Here is an 18,530-nt window from a genome sequence, read left to right on the forward strand (position 1 = left end):
CCTTCGTCATCAGGCTAAAAACAAACACACCGAACCAGACAACATAGTCGCTGTTTCGGGTCGTTGCGCGGTCCGGCGTCCTGCCAGGCGCTAATGGGCGGTTTCAGCCGCCCAGCGGCGAGGGATGCGGATGCATCACTGCACGCTGACGTTCTTCCTCCAGGAATTTCATGATGATCGGTGCCACCGCTTCGGCCCGGGTGATCAGGAACAGATGGCCGTCATCGATGATGTGCAATTGGGCGTTGGGAATGCGCCAGGCCAGCATGCGCATGTTGATCAGTGGAATCAGCGGGTCGTCGTCGCCGGCCAGCACCAGGGTCGGCTGGTGGATCTTGTGCAGCCAGTGGATGCTGGTCCAGCCCAGACCGGCGAACAGTTGCCAGTAATACCCAAGCTTGCCCGCCGAACGAACCTTGGCCGCATGGCTGGCCGCCAGGCTCGGGTCGCGGCGGAACGAGCCACCGTAGATCAGCGGTGCGATACGCATCACGTGGGACGGTTGAACATAGCGCCGAGGGCTGGCCATCATCCACAGCACCTTCGGTTTGCCCGGCACCATCACCGCCCCAGCCGCCGTGGCCGCCAGGACCAGCTTCTTGCAGCGCTCCGGGTAGTCATAGGCGAACTGCTGGGCCAGGGCGCCCCCCCAGGACACGCCGATCACGTTGACCTGTCCGTAGTCCAGGTAATCGAGCATCCGCGCAGTGAGTTTTGCCAGCCCGGGAAAGCGATACGGCCGGTTGGGCGTCGATGAGCCGCCGACACCGGGCACGTCAAAGGCGATGACTTCCAGGTCCGGGTCCAGGGCCTGGATGAACGGGAACACCAGCTCGAGGTTGGCGCCGATGCCGTTGAAAATCAGCAGGGGCGTCAAGTGAGGCTTGCCGGGACGTACCGCGGTGCGCAAGGTCTGGCCATCCAGATCGACGGTACGGAAGATGTACGGTTGCGGCATGCTTCAAGCCCTATGGGTTGGATCGCTGTCTTTCATTTTTCCCCTATCCCCTGTGGGAGCGAGCCTGCTCGCGATGACGGCGGTACATCCAACATCAATGTGGGCTGACACACCGTTATCGCGAGCAGGCTCGCTCCACAGGGGATCTGCTGTGAACATGGGTTTTATGTTCCCCAGCGCTGTGGGCCTTGCATTCGGTGTCGGCTGGCGGGATGTATTCGTGAGCAAGCTCATTCCCGCAGCAGACGAGTTGCATTTCCTACCGCTCATGCACATAGGTGCCAGGCGCCGCTTCACCGGCCGGGTAGGCCTTGTTGCCCAGCACGGTAGGGGCTTTTTTCAGTTTGCCCGAGCGCTCGGCCTGCCAGGCCTGCCAGTGCAGCCACCAGGAATCGGTGTGCTTGGTGGAGTTTTCCTGCCAGTCCTCGGCCTTGGCCGGCATGTCCTCGCCGGTCATGTAGCGTGACTTGGGGTTGCCTGGCGGGTTGAGGATGCTCTGGATATGGCCGCTGCTCGACAGCACGAACTCCACCTTGCCGCCAAACAACTGCGCCGACTTGTAGCAGGACTTCCACGGTGTGATGTGGTCGTTGGTGCCGGCCAGGGAGAAGATGTCGGCAGTGACCTGCTTGAGGTCGATGGGCGTGCCGCACACTTCCAGTGCATTGGGACGGATCAGTGGGTTGTTCTTGAACATTTCGATGAGGTCGCCGTGGAACGCCGCCGGCAGCCTCGTGGTGTCGTTGTTCCAGAACAGGATGTCGAACACCGGCGGTTCGTTGCCCAACAGGTAGTTGTTGACCCAGTAGTTCCAGATCAGGTCGTTGGGGCGCATCCAGGCGAACACCTTGGCCATGTCGCGGCCCTCGAGTACGCCGGCCTGGTAGGAGTGGCGCTTGGCCGCTTCCAGGGTCTGCTCGTCGACGAACAGCGCCACGTCGGTGTCCAGGGTGGTGTCGAGCACACTCACCAGCAAGGTCAGGGCGTTGACCTTTTTCTCGCCGAGGGCGGCGTAATGGCCCAGCAGCGCGGTGCAGGTGATGCCGCCCGAGCAGGCCCCGAGCATGTTCACGTCCTTGCTGCCGGTGATGGCCGTGACCACGTCCACCGCTTCCTTGAGTGCCTCGATGTAGGTCGACAGGCCCCACTCGCGCTGCTCTTTGGTGGGGTTGCGCCAACTGACGATGAAGGTCTGCACGTTGCTGCGCAGGCAGAAGCGCGCCAGGCTCTTGTCCGGGCTCAGGTCGAAAACGTAGAACTTGTTGATCTGTGGTGGCACCACCAGCAGCGGTCGCTCGTGGACCTGCTCGGTGATGGGCCGGTACTGGATCAGCTCCAGCACGTCGTTGCGAAACACTACGGCGCCTTCGGTCACGCCCAGGCTCTTGCCGACCTCGAACGCACCCATGTTGACCTGGCTCGGCATCCCGCCGTTGTGCACCAGATCCTTGGCCAGGTGGGACAGGCCGTCCAGCAGGCTCTTGCCGCCGGTTTCGAAGAAGCGCTTGACCGCCGCCGGGTTGGCCGCCGAGTTGGTCGGCGCCATGGCTTCGGTCATCAGGTTGATCACGAAGTGCCCGCGGCTGATGTCCGCCGGCGAGAGCTTACTGTCGTCGATCCAGGCGTGCAGCTCTTTGCGCCACGCCAGGTAGGTTTGCAGGTAACGTTTGTAGAGCGGGTTCTGGCTCCACGCCGGGTCGACGAAGCGACGGTCGTCGCCGGCCGGTTGCAGTTCGGATCTGCCGAACAGGACATTCTTGAGTTCGACGCCGAAATGAGCGACGTGCTTGACGCTGTGCAGCGGTTGCTTGATGGCCTGGGTCAGTACCATGCGGGCAGAGGCCAGCAGGTCTTTCCTGCGCAAGCCGACGACGGGATTCAACCCCAGGGTATTTTCCGAGGCCTGGTACTTCAGGTCATCGTTGTTCTTGTTGCTCATCTACGACGCTCCATTGTCCTTCAGACGAGTACCCGTATCGTGCCATGAAGCCACACAGCCAATACCAGGTACGCTGCTCGGGTGACCATTAATTCCGCATCGAGGGCCAATGAGGAAACGTATGCCAGGAACTCGTCGGTTCCTTTGCAGGTAACTTGCCAGCTCCATTGGTTACCCGAGTTTAATTTTTTTCGCAAGCAGGCCAGTCATTGACGTTGCTGCGCGGGCATTCAAGCAGATGAGTCTAGAAAAATCCCCCTAAAGCGCCAGCCCTTGAGCTAGAGCATCAGCTTGACGACGGACTCGTTCGGATCGCGGGTTTTTCCGGCGGCCTTGAGTTCGCCAAGATAATCGTTCCACAGGTCTTGCTGGCGCACCGCCAACTGATAGAGATAATCCCAAGTGAACAGTCCGCTGTCGTGGCCGTCGTCAAAGGTCAGTTTCAGTGCGTACTGGCCGGCCGGTTCGACCTTGGTCAGGCCGACGTTGAGCTTGCCGTATTGCAGGATGGGTTTGCCATGGCCCTGGACCTCGGCGGAAGGCGAGTGCACTCGCAGGAATTCGGCGGGCAGGTGGTACTCCTCGTCTGGCGCGTACTTGAGCGTCAGGGTCCTGGAGGCTTTGTGCAGGTTGATGGCGGTGGGGAGTTTGGTCATGGCCTGTGATCCGTCTCTGAAGGAGCCTTGATCTATAAAACGACACAGTCAATGTGGGAGCGGGCTGTGTGGGAGCAAGGCTTGCCCGCGATGAAAACGCCGCGGTCTCTTGAGGACCGCAGCGCCTGGATCGCGAGCAAGCTTTGCTCCCACACAGCCCGCTCCCACAGGTCTGCGTTCGCCTGTAACTGCTACTTACAGGATATACCGCGACAGGTCTTCGTTCTGCGCCAGTTCACCCAGGTGGCTGTTGACGTACTCGGCGTCGATCAGGATCGGCGCTTCATTATGGGCACTGGCCAGGTCGCCGGCGCTGAACGAGACTTCCTCCAGCAGGCGTTCGAGCAGCGTGTGCAGGCGACGGGCACCGATGTTCTCGGTCTTTTCGTTCACCTGCCAGGCGATCTGGGCCAGGCGCTTGATGCCTTCTGGCGCGAACTCGATGTTCAGGCCTTCGGTCTTGAGCAGTGCGCAATACTGTTCGGTCAAGGACGCGTGAGGCTCGCTCAGGATGCGCTCGAAGTCTTCCGGCGTCAGCGCCTTGAGCTCGACACGGATCGGCAGGCGACCCTGTAGCTCCGGCACCAGGTCGCTCGGCTTGCTCAGGTGGAAGGCACCGGAAGCGATGAACAGGATGTGGTCAGTCTTGACCATGCCCAGCTTGGTGTTGACCGTGCAGCCTTCGATCAGCGGCAGCAGGTCGCGTTGTACACCCTCGCGGGACACATCGGCGCCGCCGACATTGCCGCGCTTGGCGACCTTGTCGATTTCGTCGATGAACACGATGCCGTGTTGCTCGACCGCCTCCAGCGCCTTGGCCTTCAGTTCTTCTTCGTTGACCAGGCGGCTGGCCTCTTCATCGCGCACCAGTTTCAGCGCTTCCTTGACCTTGAGCTTGCGGCTCTTTTTCTTGCCCTTGCCCATGTTGGCGAACAGGCTCTGCAACTGGTTGGTCATTTCTTCCATGCCCGGTGGCGCGGAAATGTCGACGCCGGCCATTTCGGCGACTTCGATCTCGATTTCCTTGTCATCCAGCTGGCCTTCGCGCAGGCGCTTGCGGAACAGCTGGCGGGTGTTGGAGTCCTGGGTTGCGGCAGAGTCGGCGTTGAAGCCCATGCGCGCCGGTGGCAGCAGGGCGTCGAGGATGCGCTCTTCGGCGGCGTCTTCGGCGCGGTGGCGAACCTTGGTGATTTCCTGTTCGCGCAGCAGCTTGATGGCGGCATCGGCCAAGTCACGGATGATCGACTCGACGTCGCGGCCGACATAGCCGACTTCGGTGAACTTGGTGGCCTCGACCTTGATGAACGGCGCGTTGGCGAGTTTGGCCAGGCGCCGGGCGATTTCGGTTTTACCGACACCGGTCGGGCCGATCATCAGGATGTTCTTGGGGGTCACCTCGACGCGCAGCTCTTCGGGCAACTGCATCCGCCGCCAGCGATTGCGCAGGGCAATGGCGACGGCGCGCTTGGCATCGTCCTGGCCGATGATATGGCGATTGAGTTCGTGGACGATTTCGCGGGGAGTCATGGACATAGTAATTGGCGGTCCTCAAGCATGAATGAGCCGGTGCGCAAGTGGCAGGCTTATTCGGCGAGGTCCTGCTCCTCAATGGTCTGGGTGTGATTGGTGAAGACGCAGATGTCGCCGGCGATGCCCAAGGCAGTCTCGACGATCTCACGGGCCGACAGGTCGGTTTTTTTCAGCAGCGCGCTGGCCGCCGCCTGGGCGTAGGCGCCGCCGGAACCCATGGCGATCAGGCCGTCCTCGGGCTCAACGACATCGCCGTTGCCGGTGATGATCAGGGAGGCGTCCTTGTTGGCGACCGCGAGCATGGCTTCGAGGCGGCTCAGAGAGCGGTCGGTGCGCCATTCCTTGGCCAGTTCCACGGCGGCACGGACCAGATGGCCCTGGTGTTTTTCCAGCTGGCCTTCGAAACGTTCGAACAACGTGAAGGCGTCGGCAGTGGCACCGGCAAAACCGGCGATGACCTCGCCGTGATACAGGCGGCGGACTTTCTTCGCGTTGCCTTTCATCACGGTGTTGCCCAGTGAAACCTGGCCGTCACCGCCCATGACGACTTTGCCATGACGGCGGACTGAAACGATGGTGGTCAAGGGAGAGTCTCCACGCAGCGGGGCGAAAATGCCCGGATGGAACTCATATGGGGGTGGCGCGGGGTTTTTCAACTGTGGGGAGGGAGAGGGGACGAGCGGCGCCCTGGGGGGCAATCAAGTTTGTGGCAAAGGCATTCACTGTGGCGAGGGAGCTTGCTCCCGTTGGAGCGCGCAGCGGTCCCAAGCTTTTGGGGCTGCTACGCAGCCCAGCGGGAGCAAGCTCCCTCGCCACAAAAGCCCCACAGCACCGGGTGTTTTCAGCAGAAATCAGCGGCTCTGGCGTTGTTGTAACAACAGGTTGCTGAAACCGCTGCCGGCCAGTTGTTTCTGGGCCTTGGTCAATTCTTCCCGGTTGCTGAATGGTCCGACCAATACCCGGTACCAGGTTTCGTCCTTGACGGTGCCGGACTCCACCGACACGGACTGGCCCAGCAGAATGATCTGCGCCCGGACCTTGTCGGCGTCGGCCTCCTTGCGGAACGATCCGGCCTGGAGGAAGAACTTGGTCACCGGCGCGGCTTTCTGCACCGGCGGGGCCGGTGGCGGCGTGATGCCGGCCAGGGCTGCCTGGGCGCGAGCGGTGTCGATTTTCGCCGCTTCGGCCGGGGTCACCGGTGTCGTGGGCACTTGCGGTGTCGGCAGGGTTTTCTCCGGCACGGCATCGGGCGGCACGATGACTTCCGATTCCGGCAGCAAGGTGTAGAAGTCGTACTTCGGCTTCACCGGTTGCGTCGGGCTCGGCGGGGTCTTGTTGGCCTCGGCGATGCGCGTGGCTTTCTGCTGCTCCTGCCGGACGCGCTTGACGTCATCGCCCTGGCCCGGCTCCAGCTTCATCAGGAACACAATGAAAGCGCCGACGGTCAGGCCGATGGCCATCCACAACCAGCCCGGAATCGGTTTCTTGGCTGGAGGCTGGTAACGACTGGCGCCGCGCTTGGGTGCAGGTTTTTTCTTGGCGGCCAACTTACATGCGCTCCAGGGTTTCCAGGCCCAGCAGCTCCAGGCCTTGCTTGAGCGTACGACCGGTCAGCGCGGCGAGGCGCAGGCGACTCTGCATTTGCTCTGGGGTTTGCGCATTGAGGATCGGGCAGTTCTCGTAGAAGCTGGAGAACAGGCCGGCTACATCGTACAGGTAGGCGCACAGGATGTGCGGTGTGCCCTTGTCGGCGACGTTGTTCAGCACTTCACCGAACTGCGCGAGTTTCGCCGCCAGTTCCTGTTCCTGGGCGGCTTCAAGCACGATCTGGCCGTCTACTTCACTGAAGCTTTTGCCGAGCTTGCGGAATACCCCGGCCACGCGGGTGTAGGCGTACAGCAGGTACGGCGCGGTGTTGCCTTCGAAGTTGAGCATCAGGTCGAAGTTGAAGCTGTAGTCGCTGGTGCGATGCTTGGACAGGTCGGCGTATTTCACCGCGTCGATGCCCACGACCTTGGCGATCTTGCGCAGTTCGTCTTCGGCCAGGTCCGGGTTCTTGCCCTTGACCAGGATGTAGGCGCGCTCCTGAGCTTCGGTCAGCAGGTCGATCAACTTCACCGTGCCGCCGTCACGGGTCTTGAACGGACGACCGTCGGCGCCGTTCATGGTGCCGAAGCCCATGTGCTCCATTTCCATTGGACGGGTCACGAAACCGGCCTGGCGCGCGACTTCGAACACCTGCTGGAAGTGCAGGGCCTGGCGCTGGTCGACGAAGTACAGCACTCGATCGGCCTTGAGCACGCCGTTGCGGTAGCGCACGGCCGCCAGGTCAGTGGTGGCGTAGAGGTAGCCACCGTCGGCCTTGACGATGATCACCGGCAGCGGCTCGCCATCGGCGGTCTTGAATTGGTCGAGGAATACACACTGGGCGCCGTTGCTTTCCACCAGCATGCCCTTGGCCTTGAGGTCATTGACTACATTGATCAGGTCGTCGTTGTAGGCGCTTTCGCCCATCACGTCGGCCATGGTCAATTTGACGTTCAGCAGTTCGTAGATTTTCTGGCAGTGGGACAGGGAGATGTCCTTGAACTTGCTCCACAGCGCCAGGCACTCGGCGTCGCCGGCCTGCAGCTTGACCACCAGGCCACGGGCGCGGTCGGCGAACTCGGGCGACTCGTCGAAGCGTTGCTTGGCGGCGCGATAGAAGTTCTCCAGGTCCGACAGTTCGTCGCTGGTGATCGGGTTTTCCTGCAGGTAGGCCATCAGCATGCCGAACTGGGTGCCCCAGTCGCCGACGTGGTTCTGGCGGATCACGGTGTCGCCAAGAAACTCCAGGACCCGGGCCACGCCGTCGCCGATGATGGTCGAGCGCAGGTGGCCGACGTGCATTTCCTTGGCAAGGTTGGGCGCCGAGAGGTCGACCACGGTGCGCTGCAACGGGCCGGCCTTGCGCACGCCGAGGCGCACGTCGGCCAGGGCCGCGTCCAGGCGCGAAGCCAGGGCCTGGGTGTTCTGGAAGAAATTGATGAAGCCGGGTCCGGCAATGTCCGCCTTGCTGACATTTTCGTCGGCCGGCAGCGCGGCGATGATTTTTTCCGCCAGGTCCCGCGGTTTCATGCCGGCCGGTTTGGCGAGCATCATCGCGATATTGCTGGCGAAGTCGCCGTGGGTCTTGTCGCGGGTGTTTTCGACCTGAATCGCCGGCGACAGGCCTTCTGGCAGCACACCTTCAGCGACGAGTTGGGCGATGGCTTGCTGGATGAGCTGGCGAATGGTGTCTTTCATGGTCTTCTCTTTCAACCGCAGGCGCGGCGGCGCTTCGATGCGCTGGTGGAAAAACTGGGCATTATCCGTGGCGAAGGCGGGCTTGCCAACTGTAGCGGGTCGGTTGGGGATGTGTGGTGATTATTCGGGCCTCATCGCGAGCAGGCTCGCTCCCGCAGAAAATTGCATTCCCATGTGGGAGCGAGCCTGCTCGCGATGACGATGCCTGGGTCAATACAAATCCACCGGATCCACATCCAGCGACCAGCGCACCGCTCGCCCGCTGGGCATTTGTTCCAGCACCAGCAGCCAGGCACTCAGCAGACGATGCAGTGGCGCCCGGGCATTGGCTTGCAATAAAAGCTGCGCGCGATAGCGCCCGGCCCGCCGTTCCATCGGTGCCGGTACCGGGCCCAACAGTTCGATACCGGTGAGGCTCTGCTCTGCCAGCAAGCGTTCTGCCTCGTTGCAGGCCTCGTCGAGGAATGCTTCGGCCTGCCCCGGCTTGTGGGCTTCGGCTCGCAGCAGCGCCAGGTGGGCAAAGGGCGGCAGGCCGGCGCTGCGCCGTTCGCTCAAGGCCTGTTCGGCGAAAGCGAAATAACCTTGCTCGGTCAGTTGGATCAACAATGGGTGATCGGCCAGGTGCGTCTGGATAATCACTTTGCCCGGCTCCTCGGCCCGCCCGGCCCGCCCCGCCACCTGGACGATCAATTGCGCCATGCGCTCGCTGGCGCGGAAGTCACCGGAGAACAGGCCGCCATCGGCGTCGAGGATTGACACCAGCGTGACCCGGGGAAAGTGGTGCCCCTTGGCGAGCATCTGCGTGCCCACCAGGATGCACGGCTGGCCCTTCTGGATCGTGGCGAACAACTGGTTCATCGCGTCCTTGCGCGAGGTGCTGTCGCGATCCACCCGCAATACCGGGTAATCGGGAAACAGGATGCCCAGCCGTTCTTCGGCACGTTCGGTGCCGGCGCCGACCGGGCGCAAATCCACTTTGCCACACTGTGGGCAATGCCTTGGCACCCGCTCGACGTGGCCGCAGTGGTGGCAACGCAGCTCGCCGTGACGCTGATGCACGGTCATCCGCGCGTCGCAGCGTTCGCAACCGGACATCCAGCCGCAGTCGTGACACAACAGGGTCGGGGCAAACCCGCGGCGATTGAGAAACACCAGGACCTGCTGCCCGGCGGCCAGGGTCTGGCCGATGGCTTGCTGCATCGGCCCGGAAATACCGCTGTCCAGCGGACGGCTTTTCACATCCAGGCGCAGGAAGCGCGGTTGCTTGGCGCCGCCGGCCCGTTCGTTCAGGCGCAGCAGGCCGTAGCGGCCGGTATAGGCGTTGTGCAGGCTTTCCAGGGACGGCGTCGCCGAGCCCAGGACAATGGGGATGTTTTCCTGGCGCGCGCGCACCAACGCCAGGTCGCGGGCGTGGTAGCGCAGGCCTTCCTGCTGTTTATAGGAGCCGTCGTGTTCTTCGTCGATGATGATCAGGCCGGGGTTTTTCATCGGCGTGAACAGGGCCGAACGGGTGCCGATGATGATGTCGGCCTCGCCATCGCGGGCGGCCAGCCAGGCCTCCAGGCGTTCGCGGTCGTTGACCGCCGAGTGCACCAGGGCGATCCGGGCGTTGAAGCGTTGTTCGAAGCGCGCCAGGGTTTGCGGGCCGAGGTTGATTTCCGGAATCAGCACCAGGGCCTGTTTGCCGGCTTCCAGGGTCTGGCGGATCAGCTGTAGATAAACTTCGGTCTTGCCGCTGCCGGTGACGCCCGCCAGCAGAAAAGCGTGATAACTGTCGAAGCCTGCCCGGATCGCTTCGCAAGCGGCCCGTTGTTCGGCGTTGAGCGGCAGTTCCGGCTGGGCCAGCCAATGTTCATGGCGGGCGCCGGGAGCGTGCCTGCGGATCTCCACCTGGACCAGGTCCTTGGCCAGCAGCAGGTCGAGGCTGTCCTTGCTGAGCATCAGTTTGCTCAGCAATTGATGGGCCACACCGTGGGGATGTTGGGCCAGGGTCGCCAGGGCTTCGCGCTGGCGCGGGGCACGGGCGATGCGCGGATCGTCCAGCGAGGCTCCCGGGGCCACCGACCAGAACCGCTCCTGGCGCGCCTCGGCCAGTTCGCCCTGGCGCAGCAGTACCGGCAGCGCCCAGCTCAAGGTATCGCCGAGGCTGTGCTGGTAATACTGGGAGGTCCACAGGCACAGCTTGAACAGCGACGCCGGCAAGGGTGGCGTGGCATCGAGCAGGGCCAGGGCCGGTTTGAGCTTGTCGGCCGGCACTTCGCTGTGATCGGTGACCTCAACCAGGATCCCGATCATCTCCCGGCGGCCGAACGGTACCCGCAGGCGCATGCCTGGTTGCAACTGGGCGCGCAGGACCCCGGCCGGGGCGCGGTAGTCGAACAGGCGGCGCAGGGGCGAAGGCAGGGCGAGGCGCAGGATGGCGTCGGGCACGCGGGAGGGTCTCGATATACAGACAAATTCAGAAGGCTTGGCACAACCCTTGTGGAAGAGCTTGCGCATGAGGCGGGGAGCCTAGCAGACGGTTGGTGCAAGTCATAGCTTGCGTGATTGACGTTGTCTGGTAGAATCCGCGGCCTATTTACGTGCGGTATTCAACAATAGTGTTGGGTGGCGGCACGCTAGCCTGAGGAAAACAGCATGAAAACCGATATCCATCCGGAATACCCAGTAATTGCCGTAACCTGCAGCTGCGGCAACAAGTTCGAAACGCGTTCGACCTACGGCAAAGCCCTGGCGATCGACGTTTGCAACGAATGCCACCCGTTCTACACCGGTAAGCAAAAGACTCTGGATACCGGCGGCCGCGTTCAGAAGTTCGCCGATCGTTTCGGTGCTTTCGGCAAAGTTACTCCAAAAGCCTGAGGCTGATCATTTTGGAAGGTCGTCTCGACCCTTCCAGATTGATAAAGAAGGCGTCCCTTGTGGACGCCTTTTTTGTGCCTGCGATAAAGCAAGGTATCGGGCTGCGCGAGAGGGCTTGATTAAAAATTGTAGACATTTTTCTATCTGATTGTATGCATGTAGCCCTTGTGTTTCATGGCTCTTGGCCCAAAGTCGTAGGGCAGGGCGCTTGACAGTAGTGACTGGTCAGTCTTGTGGGGATTTTACGAGGCGCGTATCCTCGGCGGTCCGTCTGTCCAACACAGTAAAAAGCGGAATGCCCACATGTCTGATCTGAAAACTGCCGCTCTCGAATATCACGCTAATCCTCGTCCAGGGAAGCTGAGTGTCGAGCTCACCAAGGCCACCGCTACTGCTCGCGACTTGTCGCTGGCCTACAGCCCCGGCGTAGCCGAACCAGTACGCGAAATCGCTCGCGACCCTGAACTGGCCTACAAATACACCGGTAAAGGCAACCTGGTTGCAGTCATTTCCGATGGCACCGCGATTCTCGGCCTGGGTAACCTCGGCCCGTTGGCCTCCAAGCCGGTCATGGAAGGCAAGGGTGTGCTGTTCAAGCGCTTCGCCGGTATCGACGTATTCGACATCGAAGTCGACTCCGAGAGCCCGCAAGCCTTCATCGACACCGTCAAGCGTATCTCCATCACCTTCGGCGGCATCAACCTGGAAGACATCAAGGCACCTGAGTGCTTCGAGATCGAGCGCGCCCTGATCGAACAGTGCGACATCCCGGTATTCCACGATGACCAGCACGGCACCGCCATCGTCACCGCGGCCGGCATGATCAACGCCCTGGAAATCGCTGGCAAAACCCTGCCTGAAGCCAAGATCGTCTGCCTGGGTGCCGGCGCCGCGGCCATCTCCTGCATGAAGTTGCTGGTGAGCATGGGCGCCAAGATCGAAAACATCTTCATGGTCGACCGTACCGGCGTGATCCACTCCGGCCGTGACGACCTGAACCAGTACAAGGCCGTGTTCGCCCACGCGACCGACAAGCGCTCCCTGGCGGACGCGCTGGACGGTGCCGACGTATTCGTCGGTCTGTCGGGTCCGAACCTGCTGAGCCCGGAAAACCTGCTGCGCATGGCGCCGAACCCGATCGTGTTCGCCTGCTCGAACCCGGATCCGGAAATCTCCCCGGAGCTGGCTCACGCTACCCGCAGCGACGTGATCATGGCCACCGGCCGTTCGGACTACCCGAACCAGGTCAACAACGTACTGGGCTTCCCGTTCATCTTCCGCGGTGCCCTGGACGTTCGCGCCAAGCGCATCAACGAAGAAATGAAAGTCGCGGCCGCCAACGCCCTGCGCGAACTGGCCAAGCTGCCGGTGCCACAGGAAGTGTGCGACGCCTACGGCGGTATCAAGCTGGAGTTCGGTCGCGAGTACATCATTCCGAAACCAATGGACGCCCGCCTGATCACCCTGATCTCCGACGCCGTGGCCAAGGCCGCCATCGAGACTGGCGTGGCGACCCTGCCGTATCCGAAGAACTACCCGCTCAAGAGCGTGGATGACGTGTTCAACGGCTAAGCCGTTGTAGCGCTTCAACGAAAAACCCCGGCTCCTGTGAGTCGGGGTTTTTTATTGCCTGTGGGGTTGTGGGTGGTTAGAAATCTTTCCAGAAGTCAGAACCCGTGGCGAGGGGATAAATCCCCGCTCGGCTGCGCAGCAGTCGTAATCCGGCTGGCGCCGGTTCATCTGTTGTTCCGTGCTGCCTGGTTTTTGGGCTGCTGCGCAGCCCTGCGGGGATAAATCCCCTCGCCACGAGATAGCCTGCAAAAAAAAGCCCCGCACTTCTTCCGAAGGCGGGGCTTTGGGGGGCGGTCAGAACAGATCGATCGGCGCCGCCTCGTCCGCCGGCAGCGGGCTGCCCGGCGCAGCGCCGTTGCCCAGCTCGTTGACCGACGGTGGCGTGTCTTCGCTCTTGAACAGTTCGAAGTACGCGCCCGGGGTACCTGGCGTGGCTGCGCGACCACTGACCGGGTCGACCCGCAGGCTGAGGATGCCTTCCGGTTCCGGCTGGGTGTGAGGCGGTTTGTCCTTGAGGGCGGCACCCATGTAGCTCATCCAGATCGGCAGCGCCACGGTGCCACCGAACTCACGGCGGCCCAGGCTTTCGGGCTGGTCGAAACCGGTCCAGACGGTGGTCACGTAATCGGCGTTGTAGCCGGAGAACCAGGCGTCCTTGGATTCGTTGGTGGTACCGGTCTTGCCCGCCAGGTCGGTGCGGCCCAGGGCCAGTGCGCGGCGACCGGTGCCGAGCTTGATCACGTCCTGGAGCATGCTGTTGAGGATATAGGTGGTGCGGCCATCGATAATGCGCTCCGCGACGGCGGGCGCTTGCGGCAGGCCTGGGGCCGTCGTGGCTTCGCCCGGCGTCGCATTGACCGTGAACGTCTCGGTGGACGGCGCGGCGAGGCCATCGCTGGCCTGCTCGCCCGTGGGCACGCGTGGCGGGTTGGCAACGAACAGCGTCTCGCCGTTGCGGCTTTCGATCTTGTCGATGATGTACGGGGTGATCTTGTACCCGCCGTTGGCGAACGTACTCCAGCCCGTGGCGATTTCCATCGGCGTCAGGGTCGCGGTGCCCAGGGCCAGGGACAGGTTGCGCGGCAAGTCCTGCTTGTTGAAGCCGAACTTGCTGATGTAGTCGATGGTGCGGTCCACGCCCAGTGCCTGCAACAGGCGGATCGATACCAGGTTGCGGGATTTGTACAGCGCCTCACGCAGGCGAATCGGGCCGAGGAATGTATTGGTATCGTTCTTCGGCCGCCAGACCTTGTCCAGGTACTCATCGACGAACACGATCGGCGCATCGTTCACCAGGCTGGCGGCGGTGTAGCCGTTATCCAGGGCGGCGCTGTAGACGAACGGCTTGAAGCTCGAGCCCGGCTGGCGCTTGGCCTGCAACGCCCGGTTGTAGTTGCTCTGCTCGAAGGCGAAACCACCCACCAGCGAACGGATGGCACCGTCCTGCGGGTCGAGGGACACCAGCGCGCCCTGGGCGGCCGGGATCTGGCTGAACTTGAGGGTGTTGTCCGCCTGGCGCTGGACGCGGATCAGGTCGCCGACCTGGGCCACGTCGGATGGCTGTCGTGGGTTGGCGCCCATGCTGTTGGTATTGAGGAACGGACGGGCCCATTTCATGGTGTCCCAGGCCACATGCTCTTCCAGCTCGCCGTTGCGGGTCAGCACCTTGATGCCGTCCTTGTCCACCGAGGTGACGATCGCCGGCTCCAGGCTGCTGATGGTGCGTTGCTTGGTCAACTCCAGGGCCCAGGCTTCCTTGGTCTTGCCCGGCAGGCGCGATTCAGGGCCGCGGTAGCCGTGGCGCTGGTCGTAGGTCATCAGGCCCTCGTGCAGGGCGGTGTTGGCCATTTCCTGCAAGTTGCTCGGTACCGTGGTGGTCACGCGGAAACCTTCGGTATAAGCGTCGCTGCCATAGCGCCCGACCATCTCGGCACGGGCCATCTCGGCGATATACGGGGCGTTCACTTCCGGGGTCGGTACGTGATAGCTGGCGTTCAGCGGTTCATTGATCGCTGCGGTGTAGTCGGCCTCGCTGATCTTGCCGAGCTTGTACATGCGCCCCAGGATCCAGTCGCGACGCTCCTTGCTGCGCGCCGGGTTGGCCAGCGGGTTGAAGCGTGACGGTGCCTTGGGCAGGCCGGCGATCATCGCCATCTGCGCCAGGCTCACATCGCGGATCGACTTGCCGTAGTACACCTGTGCGGCCGCCTCGATGCCGTAGGCGCGGTTGCCCAGGTAAATCTTGTTCACGTACAGCTCGAGGATTTCATCCTTGGTCAGCTGTCGCTCGATTTGCAGGGCCAGGAGGATCTCGGTGGTCTTGCGCGAGAAGCTGCGCTCGCTGGTCAGGAAGAAGTTCTTGGCCACCTGCATGGTGATGGTGCTACCGCCGGACTGGATGTGCCCGCTCTTGACCAACTGGCTGGCGGCGCGCATCAGGCTGCCGGGATCGACGCCATAGTGGTTGGCGAAGTTATCGTCTTCAGCACTTAGTAACGCATTGATGAAATTGGGGGGAATGTCGGCGAAACGGATCGGTGTGCGGCGCATTTCGCCAAATTCGGCAATCAGCTTGTTATCGCTGCTGTACACCCGCAGAGGAATCTGCAACTGAATACTTCTCAGCGCCTCCACGGACGGCAATCCCGGACTAAGGTAAAGGAAGGCACCGCTCAGGCCCAAGAGCAGTCCGCAGAAAACGGCGACGATGGACCATCCGAAAAATTTCAGCAGACGAATCAAGGCTTTTGGATATCCAGGCAAAGAATGAAAAAGGCGCCAGGTGCAGGGATGGACCCGTGCTTGCAACAAAGCGAAAAAAACGCTGGGCATTATAAGCATTTTTTTTCGTCGCGAATGCCATCCGGACGTCCGTCGGACCGGAGTGATTGAACGCAATGCATATTAGAGAGTCCGTAACTCACGGATAGTCATAGGGAATTGGTAGTGCTACGACTCTTCAATAAAAAAGCCCATACGCTTCTGGGGATCGACATCAGCTCCACGTCGGTGAAGCTGCTCGAGTTGAGCCGCCAGGGCGAGCGATATCGCGTCGAGTCCTACGCGGTCGAACCGTTGCCGGCCAACGCCGTGGTCGAGAAGAACATCGCCGATCTCGAAGGGGTGGGCCAGGCATTGTCACGGCTGTTGGCCAAGGCCAAGACGCCCGTGCGTAGCGTGGCGGTGGCCGTTGCGGGGTCGGCGGTGATTACCAAGACCATCGAGATGGACGCCGGGTTGTCCGACGATGACATGGAAAACCAGCTCAAGATCGAGGCCGATCAATACATTCCCTATCCGCTGGATGAGGTGGCCATCGATTTCGAAGTGGTGGGCGTTTCGCCGCGCAGTGCCGAGCGCGTCGAAGTGCTGCTGGCGGCCTGCCGCAAGGAAAACGTCGAGGTCCGCGAGGCCGCGTTGGCGCTCGCCGGGCTGACGGCCCGGGTGGTCGACGTGGAGGCTTATGCGCTGGAGCGTGCTTTCGGCTTGCTCGCCACGCAACTGGCCGCCTCCCAGGAACGGCTGACTGTGGCGGTTATCGACATCGGCGCCACCATGACCACCCTCAGCGTGCTGCACAACGGGCGCATCATCTATACCCGCGAACAATTGTTCGGCGGCCGCCAACTGACCGAGGAAATTCAGCGCCGCTATGGCTTGACGCCCGAGCAGGCCGGCTTGGCAAAGAAGCAGGGAGGGCTGCCGGACGATTACCTGAGCGAAGTGTTGCAACCCTTTCGCGAGGCTCTGGTACAGCAGGTCTCGCGATCCCTGCAGTTCTTCTTCGCCTCGGGCCAGTACAGTGCGGTCGACCACATCCTGCTGGCCGGGGGCACGGCTTCGGTCGCCGGCCTGGATCGGCTGATCGAACAACGCCTGGGTACCCCGACCCAGGTGGCCAACCCGTTTACCAACATGGCCCTGGGCAGCAAGGTCAATGCCGGGGCGCTGGCCAGTGATGCACCGGCGCTGATGATTGCCTGCGGGCTGGCCCTCAGGAGCTTCGACTGATGGCGCGGATCAACCTGCTACCCTGGCGCGAAGAACTGCGCGAAGAACGGCGCAAACGCTTTTTGCTGGCCTTGGTGGGCGCGCTGGTCGGTGCGGTCGGCGTGGTCCTGGTTGCGGTCCGATACATCGACGGCGCCATCGACCACCAGGTCGCTCGCAATAACCATCTCTCGGAGCAGATCGCCGTGCTGGACGAGCGCATCAAGCAGATCAGCGAATTGAAGGCTCGTCGCCAGCAATTGCTGGAGCGTATGCGCATCATTCAGGACTTGCAGGGGAACCGGCCGGTCAGCGGGCGCATTTTCGACCAGTTGGCGAGGACCTTGCCGGAAGGTGTTTATTTCACCGAAGTGAAGATGGAAGACCACACGCTCTCGATCAAGGGGGTCGCGGAATCGAACAACCGGGTCTCGGACCTGATGCGCAACCTGGACTCGTCGGACCTGTTCGACACGCCCAACCTGACGGAGGTCAAGGCCACCACCGCCGGGCAACTCGACCAGGCCAACGTTTTCCAACTGACGGTGCGCCAGACCCGCCCGGCCGATGCGGAGGACGCCCAATGAAACCAGGGGAGTGGTTCGACGCGCTGCGCAAGATCGACCTCAGTGACCTGGACACCAACAACATCGGTTCCTGGCCGGCGCCCATCAAATGGCTGGCCGGCGTCCTGTTGGTGGTCCTGGTGCTGGGGCTGGGCTATAACTTTGCCTTGAGTGACCTGGAAAACCAGTTGCAGCAGGTGCGCGAGGAAGAAAACACCCTCAAGGCGCAATTCGCGGGCAAGGCCCACATGGCCGCGAACCTGGAGCGCTACACCGAGCAGATGAAGCAGATGGAAACGTCTTTTGGTGTGCTGTTGCGGCAATTGCCCAGCGATACCGAAGTGCCGGGCCTGCTGGAGGACATCACTCGCACCGGCCTGGGCAGCGGCCTGGAGTTCGAGGAAATCAAGCTGCTGCCGGAGGTCACCCAGCCGTTCTACATCGAGTTGCCGATCCAGATCACCGTGACCGGGGGCTACCACGACCTGGCGACGTTCGTCAGTGGGGTGGCCGGGCTACCCCGGATCGTCACGCTGCATGATTTCGAGATCGCCCCGATGGAGCCCGAGGCGGGCACGAAGCTGCGCATGAGTATTCAGGCCAAGACCTACCGGTACAACGAGCAGGAGGCGCAACCATGAGGCCGGTGTGTCGCATCTGCCTGCTGGCAGGCCTGGTCGCGCTGGCGGGCTGCAACAACGACAATGGTTTCAGCGACCTGGACGCCTATATGAACGAAGTGCGCCTGCGCCCGCCTGGCAAGATCGAGCCGACACCCACGTTCAGGCCCTACGAAACCTTTACCTACAGCGCCGCGAACCTGCGCAGTCCGTTTTCCCGGCAGGTTCGCGTGGACCAGGCCGACCGGCAGCGGGGCTCGCGCAATGTCCGGCCCGACCCCAACCGGGTCAAGCAGTACCTGGAGGGCTTCAACATCGAGCAGTTCGAAATGGTCGGTACGATCTCCAACGTCAGTGGCTCCTTCGCGCTCCTGCGTGGCGCGGGCGGGGTGCATCGGCTCAAGGTCGGCGACTATCTGGGTCGCAACGACGGGCGGATCGTCGCCATCAGTGCCACTCAGGTCGATGTGGTCGAAATCGTTCCCGATGGCGAGGGTGCCTGGCTGGAGCGACCACGGACCATTCCTTTGAAAGAGCATTCATAGTGGAACT

General features: G+C 62.2%; 15 protein-coding genes. 6 read left to right on the plus strand and 9 right to left on the minus strand.

All coding sequences use genetic code 11. The annotated features are described in order from the left end of the window. Positions 1-103: 103 nt before the first annotated feature. The 8 genes from phaZ to PSH86_RS02305 all read right to left on the minus strand — a co-directional run bounded on the left by phaZ (position 104) and on the right by PSH86_RS02305 (position 10,798). Positions 104-958, minus strand: a complete 855-nt coding sequence (phaZ, locus tag PSH86_RS02270; protein WP_109752028.1) for a poly(3-hydroxyalkanoate) depolymerase — start codon at positions 956-958, stop codon at positions 104-106. Between the two features lie 259 nt (positions 959-1,217). Then, positions 1,218-2,897: a class II poly(R)-hydroxyalkanoic acid synthase gene (gene phaC, locus PSH86_RS02275; protein ID WP_305487485.1), complete on the minus strand. Its 1,680-nt coding sequence runs from the start codon at positions 2,895-2,897 to the stop codon at positions 1,218-1,220. A 278-nt stretch (positions 2,898-3,175) separates the two neighbouring features. After that, on the minus strand, positions 3,176-3,553 hold the full coding sequence (locus PSH86_RS02280) for a gamma-butyrobetaine hydroxylase-like domain-containing protein (protein WP_109752031.1): 378 nt from the start codon (positions 3,551-3,553) through the stop codon (positions 3,176-3,178). Positions 3,554-3,748: 195 nt separating this feature from the next. After that, on the minus strand, positions 3,749-5,086 hold the full coding sequence (gene hslU, locus PSH86_RS02285) for an ATP-dependent protease ATPase subunit HslU (protein ID WP_212801764.1): 1,338 nt from the start codon (positions 5,084-5,086) through the stop codon (positions 3,749-3,751). Between the two features lie 50 nt (positions 5,087-5,136). Further along, positions 5,137-5,667, minus strand: coding sequence for an ATP-dependent protease subunit HslV (gene hslV, locus PSH86_RS02290; protein WP_003196958.1), 531 nt, complete (start codon positions 5,665-5,667; stop codon positions 5,137-5,139). Between the two features lie 267 nt (positions 5,668-5,934). Continuing rightward, positions 5,935-6,630 (minus strand): SPOR domain-containing protein, encoded by a 696-nt coding sequence (locus tag PSH86_RS02295; protein WP_003196959.1) that lies wholly within the window; start codon positions 6,628-6,630, stop codon positions 5,935-5,937. A 1-nt stretch (position 6,631) separates the two neighbouring features. Beyond that, a complete protein-coding gene (gene argS, locus PSH86_RS02300; protein ID WP_109752033.1) occupies positions 6,632-8,368 on the minus strand; it encodes an arginine--tRNA ligase in 1,737 nt (578 codons plus the stop codon). A 210-nt stretch (positions 8,369-8,578) separates the two neighbouring features. Further along, a complete protein-coding gene (locus tag PSH86_RS02305; RefSeq protein ID WP_305487492.1) occupies positions 8,579-10,798 on the minus strand; it encodes a primosomal protein N' in 2,220 nt (739 codons plus the stop codon). Between the two features lie 207 nt (positions 10,799-11,005). Here PSH86_RS02305 and rpmE point away from each other — a divergent pair, with 207 nt between their 5' ends. Both rpmE and PSH86_RS02315 read left to right on the plus strand, forming a co-directional pair. Next, positions 11,006-11,230 (plus strand): 50S ribosomal protein L31, encoded by a 225-nt coding sequence (gene rpmE / locus PSH86_RS02310; protein ID WP_003196965.1) that lies wholly within the window; start codon positions 11,006-11,008, stop codon positions 11,228-11,230. A 303-nt stretch (positions 11,231-11,533) separates the two neighbouring features. Then, positions 11,534-12,802 carry a malic enzyme-like NAD(P)-binding protein gene (locus PSH86_RS02315; RefSeq protein WP_109752035.1) on the plus strand — a complete coding sequence of 423 codons (1,269 nt, stop codon included), beginning with the start codon at positions 11,534-11,536 and terminating at the stop codon, positions 12,800-12,802. A gap of 294 nt (positions 12,803-13,096) precedes the next feature. On the opposite strand, the gene PSH86_RS02320 is transcribed toward PSH86_RS02315, so the two are convergent. Beyond that, positions 13,097-15,541, minus strand: a complete 2,445-nt coding sequence (locus PSH86_RS02320) for a penicillin-binding protein 1A (protein WP_178082464.1) — start codon at positions 15,539-15,541, stop codon at positions 13,097-13,099. A 207-nt stretch (positions 15,542-15,748) separates the two neighbouring features. Here PSH86_RS02320 and PSH86_RS02325 point away from each other — a divergent pair, with 207 nt between their 5' ends. Genes PSH86_RS02325 through PSH86_RS02340 form a run of 4 tightly spaced genes read left to right on the plus strand, consistent with a single transcriptional unit; the run spans position 15,749 to position 18,523 of the window. Continuing rightward, the gene (locus PSH86_RS02325; RefSeq protein WP_109752037.1) at positions 15,749-16,813 is read left to right on the plus strand and encodes a pilus assembly protein PilM; all 1,065 of its coding nucleotides are present in this window, start codon (positions 15,749-15,751) and stop codon (positions 16,811-16,813) included. Beyond that, positions 16,813-17,379, plus strand: a complete 567-nt coding sequence (locus PSH86_RS02330; RefSeq protein ID WP_305487495.1) for a PilN domain-containing protein — start codon at positions 16,813-16,815, stop codon at positions 17,377-17,379. The genes PSH86_RS02325 and PSH86_RS02330 overlap by 1 nt, the downstream gene beginning before the upstream one ends. Continuing rightward, the gene (gene pilO / locus PSH86_RS02335) at positions 17,376-17,999 is read left to right on the plus strand and encodes a type 4a pilus biogenesis protein PilO (protein WP_109752039.1); all 624 of its coding nucleotides are present in this window, start codon (positions 17,376-17,378) and stop codon (positions 17,997-17,999) included. Before PSH86_RS02330 ends, pilO begins: the two co-directional genes overlap by 4 nt. Then, positions 17,996-18,523: a pilus assembly protein PilP gene (locus tag PSH86_RS02340; protein WP_109752040.1), complete on the plus strand. Its 528-nt coding sequence runs from the start codon at positions 17,996-17,998 to the stop codon at positions 18,521-18,523. The genes pilO and PSH86_RS02340 overlap by 4 nt, the downstream gene beginning before the upstream one ends. Positions 18,524-18,530 lie beyond the last annotated feature (7 nt).

It is taken from the genome of Pseudomonas sp. FP2300, from assembly GCF_030687595.1.
In the GTDB taxonomy this organism is placed as follows: Bacteria; Pseudomonadota; Gammaproteobacteria; order Pseudomonadales; family Pseudomonadaceae; genus Aquipseudomonas; species Aquipseudomonas bijieensis.